Origin of the sequence: Exiguobacterium sp. J17977 (assembly GCF_018616375.1) — a bacterium.
Taxonomy (GTDB): Bacteria; Bacillota; Bacilli; order Exiguobacteriales; family Exiguobacteriaceae; genus Exiguobacterium; species Exiguobacterium mexicanum.
In genome coordinates this window covers 194379-216058 of the sequence record NZ_JAEQBB010000001.1, presented here as the reverse complement: position 1 = coordinate 216058, position 21680 = coordinate 194379, and the positions used below count along the sequence as shown (strand labels likewise).

Annotated in this window: 23 protein-coding genes; 6 read left to right on the top strand and 17 right to left on the bottom strand. The window is 42.0% G+C overall.

Annotation, left to right across the window (positions count from 1 at the left end; translation table 11 throughout):
- Nucleotides 1-44: 44 nt before the first annotated feature.
- The 11 genes from KNO58_RS01120 to KNO58_RS01070 form a co-directional block, all read right to left on the bottom strand.
- A complete protein-coding gene (locus KNO58_RS01120; protein ID WP_214751306.1) occupies nucleotides 45-1055 on the bottom strand; it encodes a nitroreductase family protein in 1011 nt (336 codons plus the stop codon).
- Nucleotides 1056-2552 carry an oligosaccharide flippase family protein gene (locus KNO58_RS01115; RefSeq protein WP_214751304.1) on the bottom strand — a complete coding sequence of 499 codons (1497 nt, stop codon included), beginning with the start codon at nucleotides 2550-2552 and terminating at the stop codon, nucleotides 1056-1058. It lies immediately after the preceding gene.
- 18 nt (nucleotides 2553-2570) lie between these two features.
- Nucleotides 2571-3674, bottom strand: coding sequence for a polysaccharide pyruvyl transferase family protein (locus KNO58_RS01110; RefSeq protein WP_214751302.1), 1104 nt, complete (start codon nucleotides 3672-3674; stop codon nucleotides 2571-2573).
- A complete protein-coding gene (locus KNO58_RS01105; protein WP_214751300.1) occupies nucleotides 3671-4510 on the bottom strand; it encodes a glycosyltransferase family 2 protein in 840 nt (279 codons plus the stop codon). Before KNO58_RS01105 ends, KNO58_RS01110 begins: the two co-directional genes overlap by 4 nt.
- Nucleotides 4511-4528: 18 nt before the next feature.
- On the bottom strand, nucleotides 4529-5500 hold the full coding sequence (locus KNO58_RS15445; protein WP_353047412.1) for an EpsG family protein: 972 nt from the start codon (nucleotides 5498-5500) through the stop codon (nucleotides 4529-4531).
- A gap of 146 nt (nucleotides 5501-5646) precedes the next feature.
- Nucleotides 5647-6738, bottom strand: coding sequence for a glycosyltransferase family 4 protein (locus tag KNO58_RS01095; RefSeq protein ID WP_214751295.1), 1092 nt, complete (start codon nucleotides 6736-6738; stop codon nucleotides 5647-5649).
- 4 nt (nucleotides 6739-6742) lie between these two features.
- Complete coding sequence (locus KNO58_RS01090; protein WP_260570731.1) at nucleotides 6743-7387, bottom strand: sugar transferase; 645 nt, start codon at nucleotides 7385-7387, stop codon at nucleotides 6743-6745.
- Between the two features lie 130 nt (nucleotides 7388-7517).
- On the bottom strand, nucleotides 7518-8411 hold the full coding sequence (galU, locus tag KNO58_RS01085; RefSeq protein ID WP_214751293.1) for a UTP--glucose-1-phosphate uridylyltransferase GalU: 894 nt from the start codon (nucleotides 8409-8411) through the stop codon (nucleotides 7518-7520).
- 217 nt (nucleotides 8412-8628) lie between these two features.
- Nucleotides 8629-9396 carry a tyrosine-protein phosphatase gene (locus KNO58_RS01080; protein WP_214751290.1) on the bottom strand — a complete coding sequence of 256 codons (768 nt, stop codon included), beginning with the start codon at nucleotides 9394-9396 and terminating at the stop codon, nucleotides 8629-8631.
- A 14-nt stretch (nucleotides 9397-9410) separates the two neighbouring features.
- Nucleotides 9411-10127 carry a CpsD/CapB family tyrosine-protein kinase gene (locus KNO58_RS01075; protein ID WP_214751288.1) on the bottom strand — a complete coding sequence of 239 codons (717 nt, stop codon included), beginning with the start codon at nucleotides 10125-10127 and terminating at the stop codon, nucleotides 9411-9413.
- Nucleotides 10120-10842 (bottom strand): YveK family protein, encoded by a 723-nt coding sequence (locus tag KNO58_RS01070; protein ID WP_214751286.1) that lies wholly within the window; start codon nucleotides 10840-10842, stop codon nucleotides 10120-10122. The genes KNO58_RS01075 and KNO58_RS01070 overlap by 8 nt, the downstream gene beginning before the upstream one ends.
- Before the next feature lie 195 nt (nucleotides 10843-11037).
- Between KNO58_RS01070 and KNO58_RS01065 the strand changes: the two genes are divergently transcribed.
- Both KNO58_RS01065 and galE read left to right on the top strand, forming a co-directional pair.
- Nucleotides 11038-12270 (top strand): hypothetical protein, encoded by a 1233-nt coding sequence (locus KNO58_RS01065; protein WP_214751284.1) that lies wholly within the window; start codon nucleotides 11038-11040, stop codon nucleotides 12268-12270.
- 32 nt (nucleotides 12271-12302) lie between these two features.
- Nucleotides 12303-13319, top strand: coding sequence for a UDP-glucose 4-epimerase GalE (gene galE, locus KNO58_RS01060; RefSeq protein ID WP_214751281.1), 1017 nt, complete (start codon nucleotides 12303-12305; stop codon nucleotides 13317-13319).
- Between the two features lie 23 nt (nucleotides 13320-13342).
- Here galE and KNO58_RS01055 read toward each other — a convergent pair whose 3' ends face one another.
- The 5 genes from KNO58_RS01055 to KNO58_RS01035 form a co-directional block, all read right to left on the bottom strand.
- Nucleotides 13343-13693 (bottom strand): hypothetical protein, encoded by a 351-nt coding sequence (locus KNO58_RS01055; protein WP_214751279.1) that lies wholly within the window; start codon nucleotides 13691-13693, stop codon nucleotides 13343-13345.
- 125 nt (nucleotides 13694-13818) lie between these two features.
- Nucleotides 13819-15018, bottom strand: coding sequence for an alpha-amylase family glycosyl hydrolase (locus KNO58_RS01050; protein WP_214751277.1), 1200 nt, complete (start codon nucleotides 15016-15018; stop codon nucleotides 13819-13821).
- A gap of 83 nt (nucleotides 15019-15101) precedes the next feature.
- Nucleotides 15102-16025, bottom strand: coding sequence for an LCP family glycopolymer transferase (locus tag KNO58_RS01045; protein ID WP_214751274.1), 924 nt, complete (start codon nucleotides 16023-16025; stop codon nucleotides 15102-15104).
- 103 nt (nucleotides 16026-16128) lie between these two features.
- A complete protein-coding gene (locus tag KNO58_RS01040) occupies nucleotides 16129-16974 on the bottom strand; it encodes a YihY/virulence factor BrkB family protein (protein ID WP_214751272.1) in 846 nt (281 codons plus the stop codon).
- A 73-nt stretch (nucleotides 16975-17047) separates the two neighbouring features.
- The gene (locus tag KNO58_RS01035) at nucleotides 17048-18001 is read right to left on the bottom strand and encodes an LCP family glycopolymer transferase (protein ID WP_214751270.1); all 954 of its coding nucleotides are present in this window, start codon (nucleotides 17999-18001) and stop codon (nucleotides 17048-17050) included.
- A 434-nt stretch (nucleotides 18002-18435) separates the two neighbouring features.
- Between KNO58_RS01035 and KNO58_RS01030 the strand changes: the two genes are divergently transcribed.
- From KNO58_RS01030 to KNO58_RS01015, 4 genes are all read left to right on the top strand, one after another.
- The gene (locus KNO58_RS01030; RefSeq protein ID WP_214751268.1) at nucleotides 18436-18648 is read left to right on the top strand and encodes a hypothetical protein; all 213 of its coding nucleotides are present in this window, start codon (nucleotides 18436-18438) and stop codon (nucleotides 18646-18648) included.
- A gap of 61 nt (nucleotides 18649-18709) precedes the next feature.
- Nucleotides 18710-19591: a phosphogluconate dehydrogenase (NAD(+)-dependent, decarboxylating) gene (gnd, locus tag KNO58_RS01025; RefSeq protein WP_214751266.1), complete on the top strand. Its 882-nt coding sequence runs from the start codon at nucleotides 18710-18712 to the stop codon at nucleotides 19589-19591.
- Between the two features lie 142 nt (nucleotides 19592-19733).
- Nucleotides 19734-20246, top strand: a complete 513-nt coding sequence (locus tag KNO58_RS01020) for a DUF1643 domain-containing protein (protein WP_214751264.1) — start codon at nucleotides 19734-19736, stop codon at nucleotides 20244-20246.
- Nucleotides 20247-20481: 235 nt separating this feature from the next.
- Nucleotides 20482-20970 carry a hypothetical protein gene (locus KNO58_RS01015; protein ID WP_214751262.1) on the top strand — a complete coding sequence of 163 codons (489 nt, stop codon included), beginning with the start codon at nucleotides 20482-20484 and terminating at the stop codon, nucleotides 20968-20970.
- A 42-nt stretch (nucleotides 20971-21012) separates the two neighbouring features.
- On the opposite strand, the gene KNO58_RS01010 is transcribed toward KNO58_RS01015, so the two are convergent.
- Entirely contained in the window at nucleotides 21013-21627 is a 615-nt protein-coding gene (locus KNO58_RS01010) for a flavodoxin family protein (protein WP_214751260.1), read from the bottom strand.
- Nucleotides 21628-21680 lie beyond the last annotated feature (53 nt).

Sequence of the window (21680 nt, the reverse complement as noted above, 5' to 3'; positions counted from 1 at the left end):
GAATGAGGGATTTTCCAAGTATCCATCATTCGGTTTAAATTTTATTAAATTATTTTTAAAACCTCTTTTACGTGTCTTCTATTTGATACAGCAACTTTTGTTTTTTCTGGGATTCCTCCGATTGCAATCATCATTAATAAGGCTTCCCCATTGCCAATACCAGCATCTTTTTTTAGTTTAATTGATGAAGAGTTATCCAAAGCTAAATTCAATGGGCAAGTTCCTACACCCAGAGAATGTAGCGCATATAATATCGACATTGAATACATACCCCCATCTACCAAATGTTGATTTCTCTCTGACGAACCGACAAAGTGATCCATACGCGTAGTTATAATCAGTAATTTGTCAGCTAAATGCCCAAATCCTCTATTGCCATTTTGATGCTTTAGCAATTTTTTAATATTTTCTTTGTCTTTATATAGATAAACTCGACTAGATTGTCTATTACAAACAGACGGGGTTTTCTGAGCAATTTCGACCGCCTTCTCAACCAAGTCTATATCAATATTTTCGCCAGAAAAATCTCTTAAACTGTATCTAGAATGAGCAAGATTTTCAAAATTGCTATTAATTCCTAAAATCTCAGATTTTTCAACTTCTTTGGCTCCTGCAATAATTTCATTATTCCATTCAATTTGCCTTAGTTTTTTTATTTCTGTTTCAACACTACTTACTTCTTCTCCTAAATTGCTATTGAAAATAACATACTCATTCAGGCATTTAAAAGTTATATTAGCAGTCTCAGTTACACCGTATTTTTGAACATAAATTTTTAATAATTTTATTAAATGTTCAATAGACTTAATTCCAAATTTCGGACGGGGGTTCGGCATAACCATTCCTTTTTCAATTTTATGATAATAAAATATCATTTCTGATTCTAACATTTCTTTACTTTTCCGACTTGGATTTACTCCAGAGGCAGAATATTTAACAAAATTTATTCCATCATATAAAGATTCAAAGAGAATAACGGTAGAAATAAACGCTTTATTATTTTTCAAATACAATTTAAATTCTAGTGGTAATATTTTTTTCAAGTAAGATTTCAATTAATTACCCTCCGTTTGCTTAATAGGATTTTTTATTGGGAAAATCTCAGAGAAACGATAAAACGAAAAATTAAGTATTACATAAATCAATGTGAAGAATACGATTTTAATAAAGTAAAATAAACCTTCATTAGTGATAAGATTTTCAACCAATAAAGATATAAATAAAGATAAACCAATAGGTACTAATAAACCAAAAATCCCTTTCCAAAACATAAACATATTCATTTTTATTGAATATTGATAATAGAGATTCATTATTAAAAAATTGCCTACCAGCAAGAAAATACTTGTAGAATAAGCAATACCTACTTCACCATAGTCTTTTACCAAAAATACAGAAAGAAGCAGATTAGAAACAGCTAACGCGACATATAATATAGATCGAAAAGCATGTTTATTCATAGCTTGCAGTATAGAAATTCCAACATTTTGAATCAATGGGATAAGCAAAGCGATCATCAATATGAGAGTAGTACTATAAACTTCGATAAATTCCTTTCCTGCCCAAATCGAAATAAAATGTTCACCAAAAATTCCAAATCCAATCAGAATGTAAGAAAGAATAATAAATTGTATTTTCCCAACTTTCACAAAAATCTGATTAACCTGACTTAAATCTTTCTCTTGATTTATAATTTTTGTTAATTTAGGCAAGAAAAGGCTGCTAATCGCAGTTGAACATAACATATATACTCTTATAAATTGAATGCTTAGTGCATACACTCCTATTGAAGTAGCATTTCCATAAACGCCTAAAATTATTTGTCCCGTGTTCCAGTATATCTGATCTACAATGATATTCAAAAATACATAAAATGAGTATGTTAATACTTCTTTCAGTAATACATAATCATTTGTTTTGAAATCCCATGCGATTTTCATAACATATACCGCATAATACGCATAATACAACATAATAGAAATATTTACCAAAGCCATAACTACTATTAGAGATGTTGACTTAAAATCAAGAAAAAGTAATGGGATACTTATCACCGGAACTAAAATGATTCTTAATAAGTTTACAAACTTAAATACTATTAACTTTTCATGAGCTTGAATTATTGAACCAAAAACTGAAAGAGGTAAAGAAATTGCAGTAGACAAAGTTAATATCAAAATCATGTTTTTTACATCATTTAATTGACTCGGGTTTAAAGATGAACTAAACATATTATCTATATTTATGTAAATTCCTAAACCAATTAAAGCGCAAAAAAATCCTAACACTAAAAAAATTTTTATAAACATACCTACCAATATATTATTTTCTTTAGTGTCTTCTATACTTGAGGAAATATATCTAATTACTGCATTACCCAATCCTAAATCTAAAATGGATAGATAGATTGCAAACGTAGCTACAAGCGAATATACCCCAAATTCTTCAGCGCCTAAGAATTTTATTTGTAAAGGTGTGTAAAATAGTGTGATTAAAATAGTCAAAAAAATGCCTATATAGGTAAGAGCAGCAGCTCTTTTAATTTCTATCATTTTTAATCATTCTCTCTTTTATTGTGTTCCTAGTGCTTCATTCATAAATTTCCGTGATTTTTGAATTTCTTTTTCTAAAATTAAGTTGGACTCCGAATAATCTGACACCCACAAATCTTCTTTTTCCATAGATGCCCATTTTCGTTTTTTCATATTGAATGTACTTAAAATAGTGTCAATTCGTGAATTCATAGAAGGTACACCATCTTCTCGTTCAAATACAACAAAGTTTTTATTGAAAATAATTGAGAATACTACTCCATGGAAGGAATCAGTTAAAAATATCTCTGAAGATCTTATTAAACTAAGAAATCCACTTGGATCAACGCTGTAATATTCTAAACAATTTAAATCTGAAATATTTATAATTTCTAATTTTTTTTCCTTAGCAATATTATTAATTGTTTCATTTCTCCCGGCTGAAATTTCACCTAAAAAATATGTAAGCAAATATTTTTTCGACGGTTTAACAGGGCTCTGATTCGCTACTTCTGCCCATTTTTCAGCTGAAATCATCAATGTTGGATCTAGTAAAACATGTGACTCTCTTCCTGTTAACTCTTTAATAATTTTTTGTCCTGCATTTTCACGAACTGATAAAAAAGGAATACCTTCTATCATAGTTTTATATTCATTCTTATATTCACTTGGTATTTCAGATATTCCAAAGCTTGGCGCATAAGAAATTCTTTTTTCAACAGAAGCAAATTTTAAAAAGTCGTTTGCATTTCCATTTCTGAAATTAGGGTTCCAAATTTGATCGCTACCAACTACAAAATAATCGTATTTTTGGTCCACTTGTACACTGCTATCACTATAGCTCTCTTCTATTATATTTCGAAGTGTAAACTCATTAAAATTATTCATACGTTCTTTTTTATAAGTAACATATTTGGCATTTGTAATTCTATCTACAAATTTACTTTTAATTTTTTTGATGCTGATTTTTTTTAGTTTTTGCGTTATTTTTTTTCTTTTTGAAAATACACTGTCAAAGGGGATGTTTGTCAAAGTTACTACCTGACTGTTAAACTCCTTTAGAAATTCTTGCAATGCATAATTTTGTAATCTATTTCCATAATTGTCGTAATCCAGAATGGTAATAATGGCAATTTTTTTCATTTTGATATCTCTCTTTTCATATTTTTATAGTACAATGCAACTAATAAGCGTCTTAAAAATTTCAAATTGCTTAAAACTATGAATGGAGCAATTTGAAATTTCTCTTTTATAGTTCCAGACTTCATGATTTTAAAGTAATTGTTTAGTTCTCCAATTTGCATTTTAAGAAGATTACTTCCAAGTCCTGACTCAGCATAATAATGTTTATCCGTATAAACAAGATTATTTTGAATCAAATAGCAATCCTTTTTCAACGTGAAAATATTTTTTAACAGGAAAGCATAATCTTCAGAGAATCTTTCTTTCTCAGGAAATAGAGAGCCAATATTATATTTATTGATTACTATTGAAGAAGTAGGGATATAGTTTTTTAAGAGTATCTTAAATGGAGTAACTTTAATGTAGGTTAGACTCTTTTTTTTCTCAATATTTTCAAACTCTTTAGCCATCATTCTATTGTGACCTATTATTGAAAAATCTTCATTCAAATGCTTCACTAAATTATCAACTTGCTCGATTTTTAATTTGTCCCATATTTCGTCTGCATCTAGTAAACATACAATCTTATGTTTAGAATTTAAAATGCCCAAATTCCGTGCCGAACCTGGCCCTTTATTTATGGAATGATACATAGAATTAACTTTTAAGGGTACATCAGAGAATATCTGATTTATTTTTGATAGAAGTACAGTGTCTAATTTTTTTTTAGTGCTGCAGTCATCGACAATAATTATCTCTCCTATTAATTCTAGTTTAGTTTGCTTTCTAATAGAATCGAGCGCACGAACAAGACCTTTTTCATTCTCATAGTATGGGATTACAACTGAATATTTCACTGAATTACCTGCCTACTTTCATATTAAATATGGGACCACTCCATGCTTATTTCCAATTAGTCTGAGTAAGTAATATAAAACCCAAAAAACGATTGTAAAGTAATTAAAGTAAGTATACTTCCCACTGCTATATGACCTTTTAAAAATCCATGCATAAAAAAGAATTATAGAGGGATAAAAATAATATTGAAATCTGTCTATTGCTTCAATTCCTGAGAAAGCATAAAGTATCAAGAAGATGAAATAATAGTTTAAAATGTATGTTCCCGCTACATCTTTTTGTTTATTTATATATAGTGTATATCCAATATATAAAAAGATGTATTGAACAAAGATAGGTAGGAATTCTGTGAACCCTTTACTTCCTTCCTCCATAATGAAAAAACTAGATCCAGCTCCATACTTCAAAGTATAAAATTCAAAGTACCTAAATATTGGTTGAATTATCGATTTGATAAAACTTGAAAAATAGCCGATAGTTATTAGCATGAAGCCACTTAGAAGTATAAAATGATTTAACTTTAAAAATCTAAAAACCAAGAAGCTTAGAGTTAGAATCGCACTATTGTGGAATCCTGACGCAACTACTATTAAAACAATAAAAAGAGTAATCATCTTAAGATTAAGTTTTTTGGAATTATAAATTACTGAAACTGCTAAAAAAACAATTGAAATTGCAATACTTTGCCTGACTACATTGAAAGAAATTAAATAGTAGTAACTTGAAATAAAATAAAAAATCAGAACCCATTTTGGGAAATCTAATCTTAATATCGTGTAAAACGAAACTGAAACAAACAAAAACGATGTAATATAAATAAAATAACTGTACTCATTATTTTGAATACTATATGTGTAGATAAAATTAATAAGAGGATCAAAGTACACTTCAAAATTTCCATACCAAAAAAATTTGTAATACATGATTCCATCAGTTCCTACTTCAGGTGCTCGCATAATACTAAGAAGAAGTAATGCTGAAAAAAACATAAAACTAGTAATATATACCAGCGGAATCTTGTAATTTATTATGTGGTTATTTGACTCTTCTTTGTATACAAAATTATCATGATATCTTCCTTGAAAGCTCACACACACAAGTACAAATGCAAGCATTACTATATAGATCATCATATTCATTCACCTTTATAAACTTCATCAATTAAGGAAATGTTTTTTTCTATTTCAAAACGATTAATAAAATGAAAATAAGAGTTCTCAGATAACGTCGATATACCTCTTTTTTCCAAAATGCTAATTATGTCAGAAGCAATACTAGAATTTTGATCTTCCAACTTGAAAATCAAGCCGTTATTGAAATAAAGTTCTTTATGTCCAATTACATCGCTTAAAATTATAGGTTTTTTATACGATAAAGCTTCAACCACTGAATATGGCATACCTTCATAGAAAGCTGTCGACATATAAATATCGATTTTATCAAAAAAATCTTCTTCAATATTTTCGTATGCAATATGCCCTAATAAGAAACAATATTTCTCCATACTGTTATCTTGAATAAATTTTTGCATGTTTTCCTTAAGAGGACCGTCTCCCCCATAATAAAATTCATAATTATGCTTACTATCCTTCTCCTGAATAGCTTTAGCTAATTCAAGAAATCTCATTGGATTTTTTTGTTCATTTAATCTACTGAGACTGCCAATTCTAATTTTTTTGCTAAGAATATCGCCGTTTCTACTTTTAGGTTTTTTTACACCATTATAAATAATATGCGATTTTTTTTGATAATCATCTAAAATTTTATTATTAATTGCATGTGATTCCTCTGATTCAGAAACGTGAATTATTTTAAAAGAACTTTTTACTATCATTTTTTCTAAAAATAGAATTATTCTTCTTTTAAAATATGATAAATTTGGTCTTTGTGAATAATATGCATGTGGTGTATAAATAATTTTCAAATGAGGAAAGATACATTTCAGAATTATAGCCTGTATACCACAAAAAGTACTATGAGCATGGATAATTTCAACTTTTCTTTTTTTTACAATACTACTTAGTTTTAAAGTATCGCCTGTTAAAAATTTGAAAATTTTCTTTCTACCTTTACCAACAAAAACTATATTAGAATCTCTACTATTAATATCATCTTCTCCAAATACAACCATTTTAATTGAGTGATTGCTATATTTCATTATTGAATCTATGTGGGTCTTTACGCCCCCTCCATATGCTTCAGATGTTAATAGGATTTCTTTATTCAATTTATTATATTCCTTTCTTTAGAACCATTACTTGAATCGTTTTCAATATCAATTTTATATCAAGCAAAAGAGTCCGTTCTTTTATATATAATAAATCTAGATTGACCATTTCTTCAAATCCAACTTCATTTCTCGCTGTCACCTGCCACAATCCGGTACATCCTGGTTTCACAGTTAAACGTTGGAAATGCTTTTCTTCATACAACATTACTTCACGTGGTAATGGCGGCCTTGGACCTACTAGCGACATCTCACCTTTAATTACATTGATCAACTGAGGAATTTCATCTAAACTAGTTTTTCTTATAAAACGCCCAATCTTTGTAACACGTGGGTCGTTTTTCATTTTGAACATTGCGCCTGTTACTTCATTTTCAACTAGAAGATTAGCTAACAAATCTTCCGCATTAACAATCATAGAACGAAATTTGTACATGCGAAATAATTTACCTCTATTCCCAACACGCTCTTGAATGAAAAAAATTGATGCTTTTGGATCTTCTAATTTAATTAATAACCCTAATATTATAAGTACGGGAGTGAGAATCACTATTCCTAATACAGCACCTCCAATATCTATAGCCCTTTTTAAAAACGAATAAATAATAGAGGGTTCAGAATCGATTGTGTCCCTAAAAACATTATCAATTGTTAGAAATGAAATCTCACTCTCTATGACTTGCTTTGGGATTTCATTTTGAACAGGAACTAAAGTTGCAGCAATTTCATTATTTTCAGAGTTTATTTTATCCAAAACAGTTTCCCCTTTGCTTTCTAATTTATTTGCTTAATACTATTTCAGAGCTAAGCAATTCTTTCATCATTTCTCTTACATCTTCCCCTAAGTCTTCTCTTGCCAAAGCAAACTCCAGAGTCGTTCTAATGAATCCTAATTTTTCACCAACATCATATCTTTTGCCATCAAATTCATATGCAAATACTCTTTGCATTTCATTTAAACGAGTAATAGCATCGGTTAATTGAATTTCATTACCTGTTCCAGGTTTTTGAGTCTCTAAATATTTGAAAATTTCTGGTGTGAATAAATATCGCCCTAAAATTGCCAAATTAGACGGAGCAGTACCGAAAGTTGGTTTTTCCACAAAAGATTTCACTTTATGTAGCGTTGATGACACACTCGAACTTAAATCTACAATTCCATAACGTTGCGTTTCTTCATCCGAAACAGCTTGCACACCTATAATAGAACTATTAGTAATTTCATACTGTTTAATTAACTGGCGTGTACATGGAACATCTGCCTGCACAATATCATCTCCAAGCATTACTACAAAAGGCTCATTGCCTACGAATGCTTTTGCTTGTAAGACCGCATGCCCTAAGCCCATCGGCTTAGATTGACGAATGAAATGAATATTTATATTAGTAGTTTCTTCGACAAGCTGCAAAAACTCAGATTTACCTTTCTCAATTAGAATTTGTTCGAGTTCCGGCACAGAATCAAAATGATCTTCAATGGCCCGTTTACCTTTACCAGTCACAATTAGAATATCCTCAATCCCTGATTCAACAGCCTCTTCAATGATGTATTGAATCGTTGGTTTATCGACAATCGGTAACATTTCTTTAGGCATCGCTTTTGTTGCTGGTAAAAAACGTGTTCCTAAACCTGCTGCTGGAATAACTGCTTTTTTAATTCGTTTTGTAGTCATATACTCTACTCCTTTTGGTAAATTATATATTATATGCATGATTAGTATTAAAAAAGGGTATAAATTACATCATTTCAAAAATATAAATCAAGGTTATCACTTTAGACCTAATATAAAAACATGTGAGGAGTAAAATAAACCTAAAATCGTTCGACAGTTATCGACAAAATGTTTATATCTAGGAATTAGATGTCCATAATTAGTTGAAATTAATACACTATTTTTTCCACTTACCTCGCCAGTTTTTCGTCGGTAGCGTCGGTGGATCAATGAATACAAACTCATCTTTCATAATCGCTTCCGCATTGACTACGTAACTTTCCCACTTGTCTTGACCAAGCTCTTCACGAACAACTTTCTCGACTTCCGTCCAATAAAATGTTCGGCGGCCAGTGCTATGAGCATCTGATGCAATCAAATGACTCAACCCATTACGTAGGAAAGCAAAAGCCAACTCCTTAACGTTCTGACCGAACTCCCCAGTCAAACTGCTAGTCGTAATCTGCGAGAGCGCACCAGATGAGACGAAATCCATCAATCGTTTCGGATTGATTGCGAACTCTTTATTGCGCTCAGGGTGGGCAATCACAGGCGTGTAGCCTTCCGTTTGAAGACCGAAGAAGAGTTGTTCCGCATAGGCTGGCACTGAATCACTCGGGAACTCCACTAAAACGTAACGAGACCCGGCAAGAGATAATGCTTTTCCTTGCTCTAGTGACTCAACAAGGTCTCCAAAAATCCGGATTTCTTGACCTGTGTATAAATCGAGGTTGATTCCTTCTTGCCGCAAAACGTTTTGTAATCTCGTGACAGCATTCGATACATCCAGCTGACTTGTGTCAAACTGTGGGTGAAACGCGTGGGGGGTGACCACGATTGCGGTCACCCCTTCACTTACGGCGCGTTTCGCCATCTCGACCGCTTGTTCAACTGTTTCCGGACCGTCATCAACGGCCGGCAATAAGTGACAATGGATATCAATCATGGCACGCTCTCCTTTTATTCGTATGCGTAATAGTAATAGTAATCGTCACTGCCTTGTGGCTCACGTTTGTTCAACACAACACCAAGAATATGAGCTTCAGCGAGCGTCAATTGTTCTTTCGCTTTGACAACCATCTGACGATCCGATTTATCACAACCGACAACAAGAACAACACCGTCAACTTTACGAGCCAAGAGGCGTGTATCTGCCACTTGCATCATCGGTGGGGCATCCAAAATGACGATGTCGTAGTTCGCTCGAAGTTCTTCTAATACTCGATCCATCATTTTTGAAGACAATAGCTCTGAAGGGTTTGGGGGAATGGGGCCTGCCGCAATCAAATCTAAGTTTTCGATTTGAGTCGAATGTGTCGCCTTTTCAACAGTCGTTTTTTTAGCCAACACAGTCGAGAGACCAATCCCATTCGAAAGACGGAACGTGAAGTGAGCCGTAGGACGACGCATGTCACAGTCAACGAGTAACACACGTTTTCCTTGCTGCGCATAGACGACTGCAAGGTTTGACGATGTCGTCGATTTTCCTTCTCCTGACGATGCTGATGTGATGACCATCGTCTGTAAATCATCATCGACAGCTGTAAACTCTAGGTTCGTCCGAATCGTCCGGTATTGCTCCGAAATCGGTGACTTCGGTTTAAGAACGGTGATTAACTCACGACCAGTTTTGTCATATTGAATGTGTTTACTCTTCTTTTTTCCGAACTTAAACATGGACTTGTTCACCTTTCATGTTAGCTTGGCGCTGTTGACGCATTTCGACTTTATCAATCACAGGGATTGATCCGAGAACTGGGAGCTCCAAAATATTTTCAACGTCTTGTTCCGTCTTAATCCGACGATCCAACACAACCTTGAGAAACGCAATAGTAACTCCAATCATTAAACCAAGCACTGTTGCGATAGCTGTATTCAATAAAATGTTAGGTTTCACCGGCAACATCGGAACAGATGCATTCGAAAGCACTTTGACGTTATCGACACTCATCAATTCCGGTACTTCTTTTGAAAAGACATCACTAATTTCATTTGCAATATCAGTAGCAAGAACCGGGTTTGTATGCTGAACTTTAATGTTAATGACCTGTGAGTTTTGTTCGCTGTTAACCGTGATTAAATTACTAATATTATCAGGTGCTCCAACTACATTTTCTTGTACTTGTTCAAGAATAGCTGGGCTTTGGATAATGACACGGTACGTATTTACAAGTGTTACTGATGATTGAATCTGACTATTGTCCAAAGGCATATTTTCACCTTGTTTAGGGGCTACCAATACCTGTGTCGATGCCTCATATGTCGGACTAATCACGAACGAGCTAACTAAAAAGGCGATAAGTGCCGCGATGATTGCTAAACTGACGATGAGCCACTTGCTCCGTTTTAAGATAGAGAATAGTTCTCCAAGGGAAATTGTTTCTTCTTTCATGCTCGTGTTTTCTCTCCTCTGTTCTTTAAAATCACTACTGGAAAAATTCCGCAGATAATATTTAACAATGCCAATACCAAAACATTATAGCAAAAATCCTCACAGTTGATGACCCATTTTTTAAAATTTGGGTTTTTTGGTATGTAAATCTGATAAACTTTGTTAGGAAGAACTTAACAAAAGGAGGAGACAATAGTGCACGTTAGTGAGCGCCTACTCCAGTTGTACGCAGATACGAATGCGGCAACACGTACAAAACTACAAGATGTCATTAAACAAAATTTAGGGGACGGGAAATCGTTGACCGTGTCCTTCGAAGAATTGACCGGCACGACGGCGCCATCGCTCCCAACCGAAGAAAAATCGGCGTCAGACTTCGCTGGTTGGATCAAGGATGGTAAGAAAGATGCCACGTTTCTTCCATACTATGTGTCTTTACTCGAGATGCATGAGAATGTATTGAACAAAGAAGCGACGGTTCCTCAATCCGCACCGATTGACAAGACAGGCGTCAAGGGGACACCAATCGAGGACAAGGCATCGGTACCTGTTCCTGAGCCAACCGTAGTTGAAACTCCGAAAGCGGAAGAAAAACCACCCGTTACAAAGCAACGTTATATGCCGGAAGCGCCAGTCCCATCACGCGCGGAACGAGCCAAGTACCAACGTACCATTGAACCAGCACGACCAAAACGTAAGTCCGGCAAATGGATTGGCGTCCTTTTACTCTTCGCTTTACTCATAGGAGGTGGCTATATCGGGTATCCATATGTTATGGACTTGTTGGAGCCAAAACAAGAAGCCAAAGTCGTCGAGGAAACGCCGAAACCTGATCCTGAACCGGTCGTTCAAGAGCCGGAAACGAATTACGTCTGGCTTGCATCGAAAAACGTCAATCTCGTCTCAGAACCGAACGGCACGACAGTCACCTATATAGGAGATATCGGCGACCGTTACGAGATTGTGAAGGAACAAGACAATCATGTCGAAGTGAATCTGGATGGAACGACAGCATGGGCCCCACTCGACGCCGTCACGACCGACTGGCCGACGCGCAACTTGACGGACAGCGCCCTACTCGACTGGGTGAACACGAACTTGAACAACGATTGGCTCGGTGAATCAATTCCTGACTTCTTTGCTATGAACGAAGCCGCACTCACGGAGACCATCGACGCGCCGTATGGTCGTGAAACAGATGCGTTGAACGCCTATGCGTTTTATAACGGCGGTTTCTTCGTAATCCAAGACGACAAAGTACACGCCATCGATTGGACGAACACACAAACGACGCGTGAGGTATTCAGCCCGCTCGGCGAACCAGTCCTCGAAACTGACGATGCAGTAGTTTACGAGAGTGAGACATATTCACTCCGCTTATTTGAAGGCACAAACGGACAGACCCGGGTGCGCTTAACTGAAAAGTAATCAATAGAGGATTTTGGGAAGGGGTTATTCATATGAACACTATTTTAGTCACAGGCGGTGCCGGTTACATCGGCACCCATACTGTCTTACAGTTGCTTGCAACAGGTCACGACGTCATCGTTTTGGACAACTTATCGAACAGCCGTCGCGAGGCGCTCGATCGTGTCGAAGCGTTGACCGGGAAATCGGTCACGTTCTATCTCGGCGATATCCTCGACCGCGAACTGCTCGAACAAATCTTTTTGACACATACGATTGACGCCGTTATTCACTTTGCCGGGCTGAAAGCCGTCGGGGAATCGGTATCGGAGCCGCTCCGCTACTACGAGAACAACGTCGTCGGTACGACCGTCCTTTTAGAAGTGATGAACGCGTTCGACGTAAAACGAATCGTATTCAGTTCGTCGGCGACGGTGTATGGTATGCCGGAACGGACCCCGATTGACGAGTCGTTCCCGCTCAGCGCGACAAACCCGTACGGACGGACGAAACTGATGATTGAAGATATCATGCGCGACCTCGCCGTTGCCGACCCGTCTTGGAGCATCGCTCTCTTGCGCTACTTCAACCCGATCGGCGCCCACGAGTCAGGTCAGATTGGTGAAGACCCGTTTGACATCCCGAACAATTTGATGCCATACATCACGCAAGTCGCCGTCGGCCGATTGAACGAATTGAGCGTGTTCGGTGACGATTACGACACACCAGACGGTACCGGTGTCCGCGACTATATTCACGTCGTCGACTTGGCCGAAGGTCACTTGAAGGCACTCGACTACGTCATGGACCACACTGGTGCCGAGGCGTTCAACTTAGGGACCGGGACCGGCTATAGCGTCCTTGACCTCGTGCATGCTTTCGAAGCCGAGAGTGGAAAAGATGTTCCTTACCAAGTAACGCCACGCCGCCCGGGCGACATCGCTATGTGCTTTGCCAATCCATCAAAGTCGAAACGTGTACTCGGCTGGGAAGCGAAACACGACGTCCGCGCCATGTGCCGCGACGCTTGGAACTGGCAATCGAACAACCCGAACGGTTATCGGGCATAAGAAAAACGGCTGACACGAGAACCTTAAGGTTCTTCTGTCAGCCGTTTTGTCACGTCCACTTCAATAATTTCGGGTTCTTTGCCTGGTGTGACGAGCACGCCGAAGTCGAGGACGGCAATCACGATCGCGATGCCAGCTAGCCCCCATGCCGCGTCGAACGTAAACTCGCCGACGATTAAGCCGAACAAGACGAACGCTGCGAACGTCAAATAGTAGAACTTGCGCCAAATCGTCCGGTACTCGATTGCAAACTCACGGTCCCACATGTAGAAAAATACATAGCCCGCTAAGGCAATGAATAGCGTTGCGAACATCCAATACGAAAATGAATGAAACGTAAGGCTTAACACATGCATAAATAGTGACTGATTCACGGGAATTCGCTCCTTAGGTGTATGTAGGATTTTGTCATGGAAATTCCTTCTATACCCATTTTCCTACCAAATGAATCATGAGTCAATACACCTAAATCACACAATTCGATTTTGAACCAAAAGACCTATTCAGATTTTACCCACACAAACCCGTAGGCGTCGAGGTCGATTGTCTCGACCGGTTCACCCGTGAACAGGTTCGTCCCGCCCGTCCGAACGGTCACGGGCTCATTGCTGACGTTCGTATACAACATGAGCTTCTCCCCTTCACTTTTCCGCTCGACCGTGAAGATGCGCTTATCGGACGTATCGATTCGCTGTGCAACATACGGCGAAAAGGCCGGGTGCGTCCGTTTGACGTTCAACTGGCTGATGATGCCGGAGAATACTTGCAGGCGATACGGGTCCGTCTTCAGCTCTTGGATCAGCGCGTCATGGTCGACCGGTGTCTGGACACCGAGCAGTGTCCGATAATCAACGGCCGGGATGCCCTGCAGCGAGAACAAGATGCTGTGGGCGGCGAGAATCATGTCGACGCTCGGCTCAATCAAGTTTTTCTCGAACGGGTCACGCTCATGAATCGACAAGAAGTTGAAGTACGTCTTGCCGTCTTCTGGCGTCTCGATCCGGTTCGCCCAGTCGGACAATTTCTTCGCGTCACCTTGCGCGAAGGCGAGCATGGTATGCGACGCGAGGTCGAAGTGACAGATGGCGTCGGCGACGCTGATGTATGAGCCGAGCTCCGACACGTCCCCTTCATACGCGAGAATCAACTGGCCGTGCGGTTTATAGTGATGGAGCACCACGTGCCACAGTTCGATGACGCGTCGTATGCTCTGCTCGGGCATGCCGCGGAATGACTGGACGTGGACACGTAGCTTCGTCGCACCTTGGGCGAGCCGCTCGATGAAGCCGTCCGTCTCCTCGAGCAGATTAAACTGTAGCTCGTTATAGACGTCCGGCTCCGTATCGTACATGAGTTCGAACTCATGCTTGAAGCGTCCGAGGTCTTCATACAGTCGGATACGCGGATTGATGGCCGTATCGGTCGGCTTGGCCGGGTATGGGAACAGCGAGACGAGATACAAGTCGCTGATGGACGCCTGCACGTGTTCCTTCAACAGATCATGGAGCGCGTCCAAATCCGGGCTCCCGTCCGTCGTGACGGCGTTGGCGTCGATCATGAGCACGCTCGTCTTCTCGCTCACACCTTCCCCGTCGTGCCAATGATGACCGTCCCACTTCGTAAACAGCTCTTGCCAGTCTTCTGCTGTATGGTCGTCCTCTAATCGATTGATGATCGGTTCAACAGTTTCCCAAAGCATGATATCCCTCCTCAGTGTCTCTTTATCACTCCCACCGAACCACGATTTTCAAACGCAAAAAAAGCCATCCCATAAGGAATGACTTAGTTCATCAATCGCTGCAGCTCGGCTTGGACGTCGGCGAGCGAGGCCGAATCCGGATTCCAGTAATAGATACCGTCGGACTCGAGACCACCTGAACCTTCGATTCGGAGCGTGCTGGCGTTACGAAACGCTTTCATATAGTCTGTCGACAACGTCACGAGCTCATTGAACTCGATGTTCGTCTTGGCGCGGTTGCCGGCGACGTCGAGCAGCTTCGTCACTTTGTCGACCGAGAAGTCAGAGCGCCCCTTCTCGACGATGGCCGCGACGACAGCGCGCTGTCGCTCCTGGCGGCCGAAGTCACCGTTCGGATCGTCGTAACGCATGCGGGCGTATGACAACGCCGAGGCACCGTTCAAATCGACCTGGCCAATCGGATAGTTGTAACCGTCCGACGAGAACGCGAAGCTGTTCTCTACCGTGATGCCACCGAGCGCATCGACGACCTCGGTGAACGCCTCCATGTCCGCCTCGACGACGTAATCAATCGGAATATCGAGTAACCCTTCGACCGTGTTCATCGCCATCTCAGCCCCACCGAACGCGTAGGCATGGTTGATTTTATCGTTCATACCTTTGCCAACGATTTCTGTCTTCGTATCGCGCGGGATGCTGAGCATCGCGCCTTCGTCCGTCGTCGGGTTGAGCGTCATGACGATGATTGAATCACTCCGTCCCTGCTCCCCGTCACGGCGGTCAATCCCGAGTAGTAACACCGATACCGATTCCTTCTGTTCAATCGTCTCGACTTGTTTCCGTTCCGGACTGATTTCAAGATTATCGTTCACTTTCGTCACCGTCTCGTTGACGTCCCGGTACATCGACCAGACGAACAGACCACCGGCGACGAGGAAAATCGTCAGAACGCCGAGCGTGATCGCCAACACTTTTTTCCAGCGTGATTTCTTCTTATGTCTCGCCATGCGTGCACCTGCTTTCAAAATCGTTAGATATGGATATAATTCCCGCTTCACGTGTTGTATTATAGCACGTTGTCAAAAAATGCTAACCATATCTTTTCAATTTTCATGGGAAATGTGCCTTATACCGTGTGCGCCGCATATGGTCAGGCCAAGCCGCGTTGATTTCAGCACCGAGCAACATCGTCGCAGCCGTCAAGTAGAGCCAAATCTGGAGCAAGATGACGATCCCAATCGTCCCGTACGTATCACCGAACATCGAGAACTGGTCGACGTAGACGCTATAGCCCGTCGACAGCATCTGCCAGGAGATGACGGCGAAGGTGGCGCCTGGGAGCGTCTCGATGAAACGTACGCGTTGCTGCGGGGCAATCTTATAGAACAGCGAGAACGCGAAGATGAGGATGACCGTCGACACCGTATACCGGGTGAGTGTCGCCAGACGGTCGAAGTCCTCGAGCCGTGGAAACCACGTATACATGAGCTCGACGAACTCACGGCCAAAAATATGGAACACAATCAAGATGACGGCACCAACGCTGAAGGCGATAAGCGTGAGTAACCCAATCAAACGACGGACGACGTAGCTCCGGGCTTCCGTCTCCCCATAGGCGAACACGGTCAGCTTGACGAGGCGGGCCGTCCCGTTCGATGCCGACCAGACGGCAATGATGGCACCGATTGAGACGAGGCCGGCGTTGATGTTGCCGCTGACGTCATATACGATTGACAGCATGTCCCGCACGCTCGAGCCCGGGATGAGAATCTCGATCTGTTCGATCAACAAGGCGTCGTCAATCCCGAACCACGCCATGACGGCGAACAAGAGGACGAACGTCGGAAAGATGGCGAGAAACCAAAAGAACGCGAGCGTCGCGCTATAGTCGTTAATATGATGGTCCTTGAACCGATGGCGGACGTCGATGACGAGACGGATTAGGCGGTCGAGCACGCGGGTCACTCCTTTTCTATTTATTATCGCACATATTAAAACGCCCCATCCGATTTTTGGATGAGGCGAACCGTCACTGTTCCATCAATTGTCCGAGATACGACTTCACGTCTTCGAGTGAAGCGGCGTCCGGGTTCCAGTAATAGATGCCGTCGCTTTCTTTCCCGCCCGTTCCTTCGAGGCGAAGGACGTCCTGGTTTTTGAAAGCGGCCATATAGTCGCTCGAGAGCGTGCGGATGTCTTTGAACGTCATGTTCGTCTTGGCGTTGTTGCCGAGCACGTCGAGCATGTTGTTGAATTTCGAGATTGAGAAGTCGTCTTTGCCTTTATTGACGAGCGCCGTGATGACGTCACGTTGGCGCTCCTGGCGACCGAAGTCCCCGCTCGGGTCGTCATAGCGCATGCGCGTGTAAGCGAGCGCCTCTGACCCGTTGAGCGTAAGTGCGCCCGGTTCGAACGTATGCTCACCTGATGTGAACGCCAAGTTGTTCGTCACGTTGACGCCGCCGAGCAGGTCGACCGTGTCTTGGAAGCCCTTCATATCAACTTCAGCCACGTAATCGATTGGGATGTCGAGTAGGTTCTCGACCGTGTCGAGAGCCATCTCGGCTCCACCGAACGCATAGGCGTGGTTGATTTTGTCAGACGTCTCTTTGCCGACGATCTCCGTCTTCGTGTCACGCGGGATGCTAAGCATCGCGCTTTGATCCGTGTTCGGGTTAAGCGTCATGACGATAATCGAGTCGCTGCGACCTTGCTCGTCGGCACGACGGTCGACGCCGAGGAGAAGGACCGAGATCGGCTTCTTATCGTTGATGGCTTCTGTCGTCATGCGCTCCGGGCTAAGGCCCGTCGACTCGTTCAACCGTTCGACGGTCGAATCGACTTGATTATATAGGTATGTAGCCACCCCGACTCCGATGAGCAGGAACAACCCTACTACGATTCCCGCAATCATCGCGATACGTTTGGCGGGCGAACTCTTTCTACGGCGTTTCTTGACTCTCTTTTTCTTTTGCTCTTCCATGACATAACACCTTTCCTCGAACCCTTGAATGAAATAGACCAGGTTTTAGTTTATCACGCAAACAATTTCGACTTTTTAAGTTTTTTATAAAAAAGGTAAATGAATGCCGAATGATGTCGAAATATTCGTTCGTTTTTAAATATCGGATTTACCACTTCAATTGTTTAGCGTTCCACGCACATTCCTTCGTAAGAGTACCACGCCTCGATCTATATGAAACCGTCATCACTTTTGACTCATATGTATAAGGTCCTGCTTTTCGGACGGGGAATGCTTGAATTCATGTCGAAACTGCGTCAAATATGTGATTTTATAGGTCTGTTTCCTTATATTTAAAAATCTTTTTGGGACATATGAATGATTTTTTGTAATAATTGACTCATTCTTAATTCAGCTGTAAATAAAAACCTAATTATTGGTGGGGGAATCGGCAGATGCGTTACGTCGTCACGTGTTTTTTAGAGAAAAACGAGCTTTGTTCATTCGTCATCTACGGGGGGACGATTCATGAGGCTGCATTCACGTTCGAAAAGACGTTGAAGGTCGCCAGTCCGCTCAACGACTTCGTCGAACTGAGTGACGGCAAGCAAGTAAAGGTCGGGTCCATCCTCGCCTACCGCATCGATGAAGTAAAGCCGCTCTTTTGAAGTCCCTCCATTTCGGGTAACCCTTATAAGGAAACCAAATCAACGAACGGGGTGAACCGATATGGAATTAGGGATGATCGGACTTGGAAAGATGGGGTTGAACTTGGCGCTCAATTTGACGGACAAAGGGCACCGCGTCCTCGGCTACGATCCGGGCAACGTGTCGACGAGCCAATTCGAGACGAAACAATCGCTCGAAGAAGTCGTCGACGGACTCAAAGCACCACGCGTCGTCTGGGTGATGGTGCCGGCCGGTGACGTGACGGAACACGTTTTGAACGACTTGCACGCGTTATTGTCACCGGGGGATATCGTCATCGACGGCGGTAACTCGAACTATAAGGAATCGATGCGGCGGGCCGAGCACTTCAAGGACAAGCTCATCTACTTCTTTGACGTCGGGACGAGTGGTGGTATGGAAGGGGCACGACACGGTGCCTGCACGATGATCGGCGGAGATTTGGAGGCGTTCGGTAAAATCGAGGAGTTGTTCCGCGACGTGTCAACGGACAACGGCTATCTCTATGCCGGACCGAGTGGCAGTGGCCACTTCTTGAAGATGATTCATAACGGCATCGAGTACGGCATGATGCAGGCGATTGCCGAAGGGTTCGAGATTCTCGAGAAGAGCCCGTTCGAGTACGACCACGAGCAAGTCGCCCGCGTCTGGAACCACGGCTCTGTCGTCCGTTCGTGGCTGATGGAGCTGACCGAGAGCGCGTTCCATAAGGATGCGAAGCTCGACGAGATTAAAGGGGTCATGCATGCGTCAGGGGAAGGCAAATGGACGGTCGAGACAGCGCTCGAGTATGGGGTGCCGGCCCCGGTCATCGCCATGTCACTCATGATGCGACAACGTTCGCTCGAAGAGGACACGTTCTCCGGGAAAGTCGTCGCCGCCCTCCGGAACGAGTTCGGTGGGCATGCGGTGGAAAAAAAGTAAGGATTAGCGTCAACCCGAAGCTGGTTGACGTTTTTTATATGTCTAAGTTTGTCAACGTCCACCCATAACCTTTTTTCACGAGGCAGTTTACCTCATAATGGATATAATAAAATAAACTATTTCATTGAAGCGAGGCGATTGGATGTCAAATGCATGGGATTCAAGTTATAAGGTACGCGCAGTGTTAGATGAACAAAAACAATATCGATACCTATTTGAGTGTACGTGGGGTTTAAAAGAGCGTTACGTCACATTCATCATGTTAAATCCGAGTGTTGGAAATCAAGACCGACCTGATCCGACTTTAAAACGCTGTATCAATTTTGCTAAGGATTGGGGATATGACGGCATTAGGGTCGTTAATTTGTTTGCGGGGATTTCCACTAAGCCTCAGAACTTAAGTTCCATGCCTGATCCAATCGGTCCAGAAAATGATTACTATATCTCAACATATACAAAGGACTCAGAAATGGTCGTCCTCGCCTGGGGTCAAGCTATCACATCAAACCTTGCCCGTAGCCGTATGGAGGAAACACTATTCTTATTGCGCGACAAACCTCTATACTGTCTTGCTAAAACGAATTGTGGCACTTATCCAAAACATCCTTTGTTTTTAAGAAGAGACTTAACCCCTATCCCTTTTGTTAATCATTGAACATCCGTATTATTATTCTGCATACTTTACTCATCTTGTTGTCTAAAACCGATTTTTTAAAGTCGGTTTTTTATTGTAGTATTTGTCACTCTTGCTCTTCATCAAAGAAACGTTGGTACCGATGGAAATCGCGTACATTTTTTCCTGTAAATGTACTAATTTCTGTAAAACTCTTTTCGCTTCAGCAGGCGTATGATGAAAGAGCAGCATATCTTGTGACACAGAAGGAGCCGGCATGATGCGTAAACTTCACGACTATAACGTCCACATCCCGAAAGAGCTTTATGAGCCAGGAGACAGACCCGTGTTCCGGAGACGGAATCATAGCTGGCAGGACATGGAGGCATGCTTTAACAACCTCGTCGCCCAAGCGTTCCATGCGTTCGAGCATGGCGGGTACTTCTTATGTGAGGCGTACGCTCTGGTCCACACCCGTATTCACATGCTCAAGCTGAAACGAACGTGTGAGGATGGACGCGGCGTCGAGATGCACGTGACTTATTTGCATGAAATGAAAGATATCTACGTCATGTTTTATATTGACGGTGTAGCGACCCGGGCGCGAACGGCCTGGCTGTCGAACGGGATTCTGATTCTCCAGCCGGACTCGTATGAAAATTGGCTCCACTTTGAACCATGCTGGGTCGGGGATCATTTCATCGACGAAATCTCGATTTTATTGCTGAGAGAGTTCCGCAAAATCGAGCTCCGATCAAGGTTCTAATGTGAACAGCCCCTAGATGTCTAGGGGCTGTCGCGCTGTCCGTCACTCCATGACGTTGCCTTCCGCCGGGATTGGCGTCTGCTTCAATAGGTTCGCGAAATGATAGAGGTTGTACGCCATGACGCGACCGTTCTTTTTCGTGAAGGCATTGTCGCGGCCGGCATCGATGTATGAGTCGCCTGGACCGGCCTCACCGACCCAATACGTGTCGACGTTCGGCGGGACAGTGAAACCGATATGGGATAGCCCATATAAGATGGACGCACAGGCGTGCTTCGCCCCGTCCTCGTTCCCCGTCACGACGACACCGCCGACTTTATTGTAGTAGATGGCCTGGCCTTTTTCGTTCGTCAACGCGCTACCACCGTACAACCGCTCGATGACTTGCGTGGCGATACTACTCTTCTCACCGAGCCAAAGCGGTGTGCCGATGATGAGGATGTCGGCGGCCTTCACTCTCTCGAAGATCTGCGGCCACTCGTCCCCGTCCCCTTCATCCTCCGTCACTCCGAACGCGACGTTGTAGTCGACGACACGGACAATCTCCGAGTCGACCCCGAGTTTGTCGAAGTGCGGAATGATATCTTTCATGAGCCCTTCCGTGTGCGAGGGCGTGCCCTCGCCTTTCAACGAACAGTTCAAGAATAAGGCTTTCATCGAATCCCTCCTTAGATGATCAACAGTTAGGTGTTCCCCTTCCTAAAACGAGT

Bases quoted from the DNA above. Each gene is read 5' to 3' on its own strand.
- KNO58_RS01070 (WP_214751286.1), bottom strand. From the start codon at position 10,842: ATGAAAGAAGAAACAATTTCCCTTGGAGAACTATTCTCTATCTTAAAA.
- KNO58_RS01080 (WP_214751290.1), bottom strand. From the start codon at position 9,396: ATGATTGATATCCATTGTCACTTATTGCCGGCCGTTGATGACGGTCCG.
- KNO58_RS01050 (WP_214751277.1), bottom strand. From the start codon at position 15,018: ATGCTTTGGGAAACTGTTGAACCGATCATCAATCGATTAGAGGACGAC.
- KNO58_RS01110 (WP_214751302.1), bottom strand. From the start codon at position 3,674: ATGAAAAAAATTGCCATTATTACCATTCTGGATTACGACAATTATGGA.
- KNO58_RS15445 (WP_353047412.1), bottom strand. From the start codon at position 5,500: ATGTTTTTTTCAGCATTACTTCTTCTTAGTATTATGCGAGCACCTGAA.
- KNO58_RS01015 (WP_214751262.1), top strand. From the start codon at position 20,482: ATGATGCGTAAACTTCACGACTATAACGTCCACATCCCGAAAGAGCTT.
- galE (WP_214751281.1), top strand. From the start codon at position 12,303: ATGAACACTATTTTAGTCACAGGCGGTGCCGGTTACATCGGCACCCAT.
- gnd (WP_214751266.1), top strand. From the start codon at position 18,710: ATGGAATTAGGGATGATCGGACTTGGAAAGATGGGGTTGAACTTGGCG.
- KNO58_RS01045 (WP_214751274.1), bottom strand. From the start codon at position 16,025: ATGGCGAGACATAAGAAGAAATCACGCTGGAAAAAAGTGTTGGCGATC.
- KNO58_RS01035 (WP_214751270.1), bottom strand. From the start codon at position 18,001: ATGGAAGAGCAAAAGAAAAAGAGAGTCAAGAAACGCCGTAGAAAGAGT.
- KNO58_RS01030 (WP_214751268.1), top strand. From the start codon at position 18,436: ATGCGTTACGTCGTCACGTGTTTTTTAGAGAAAAACGAGCTTTGTTCA.
- KNO58_RS01075 (WP_214751288.1), bottom strand. From the start codon at position 10,127: ATGTTTAAGTTCGGAAAAAAGAAGAGTAAACACATTCAATATGACAAA.
- KNO58_RS01115 (WP_214751304.1), bottom strand. From the start codon at position 2,552: ATGATAGAAATTAAAAGAGCTGCTGCTCTTACCTATATAGGCATTTTT.
- KNO58_RS01010 (WP_214751260.1), bottom strand. From the start codon at position 21,627: ATGAAAGCCTTATTCTTGAACTGTTCGTTGAAAGGCGAGGGCACGCCC.
- KNO58_RS01020 (WP_214751264.1), top strand. From the start codon at position 19,734: ATGTCAAATGCATGGGATTCAAGTTATAAGGTACGCGCAGTGTTAGAT.
- galU (WP_214751293.1), bottom strand. From the start codon at position 8,411: ATGACTACAAAACGAATTAAAAAAGCAGTTATTCCAGCAGCAGGTTTA.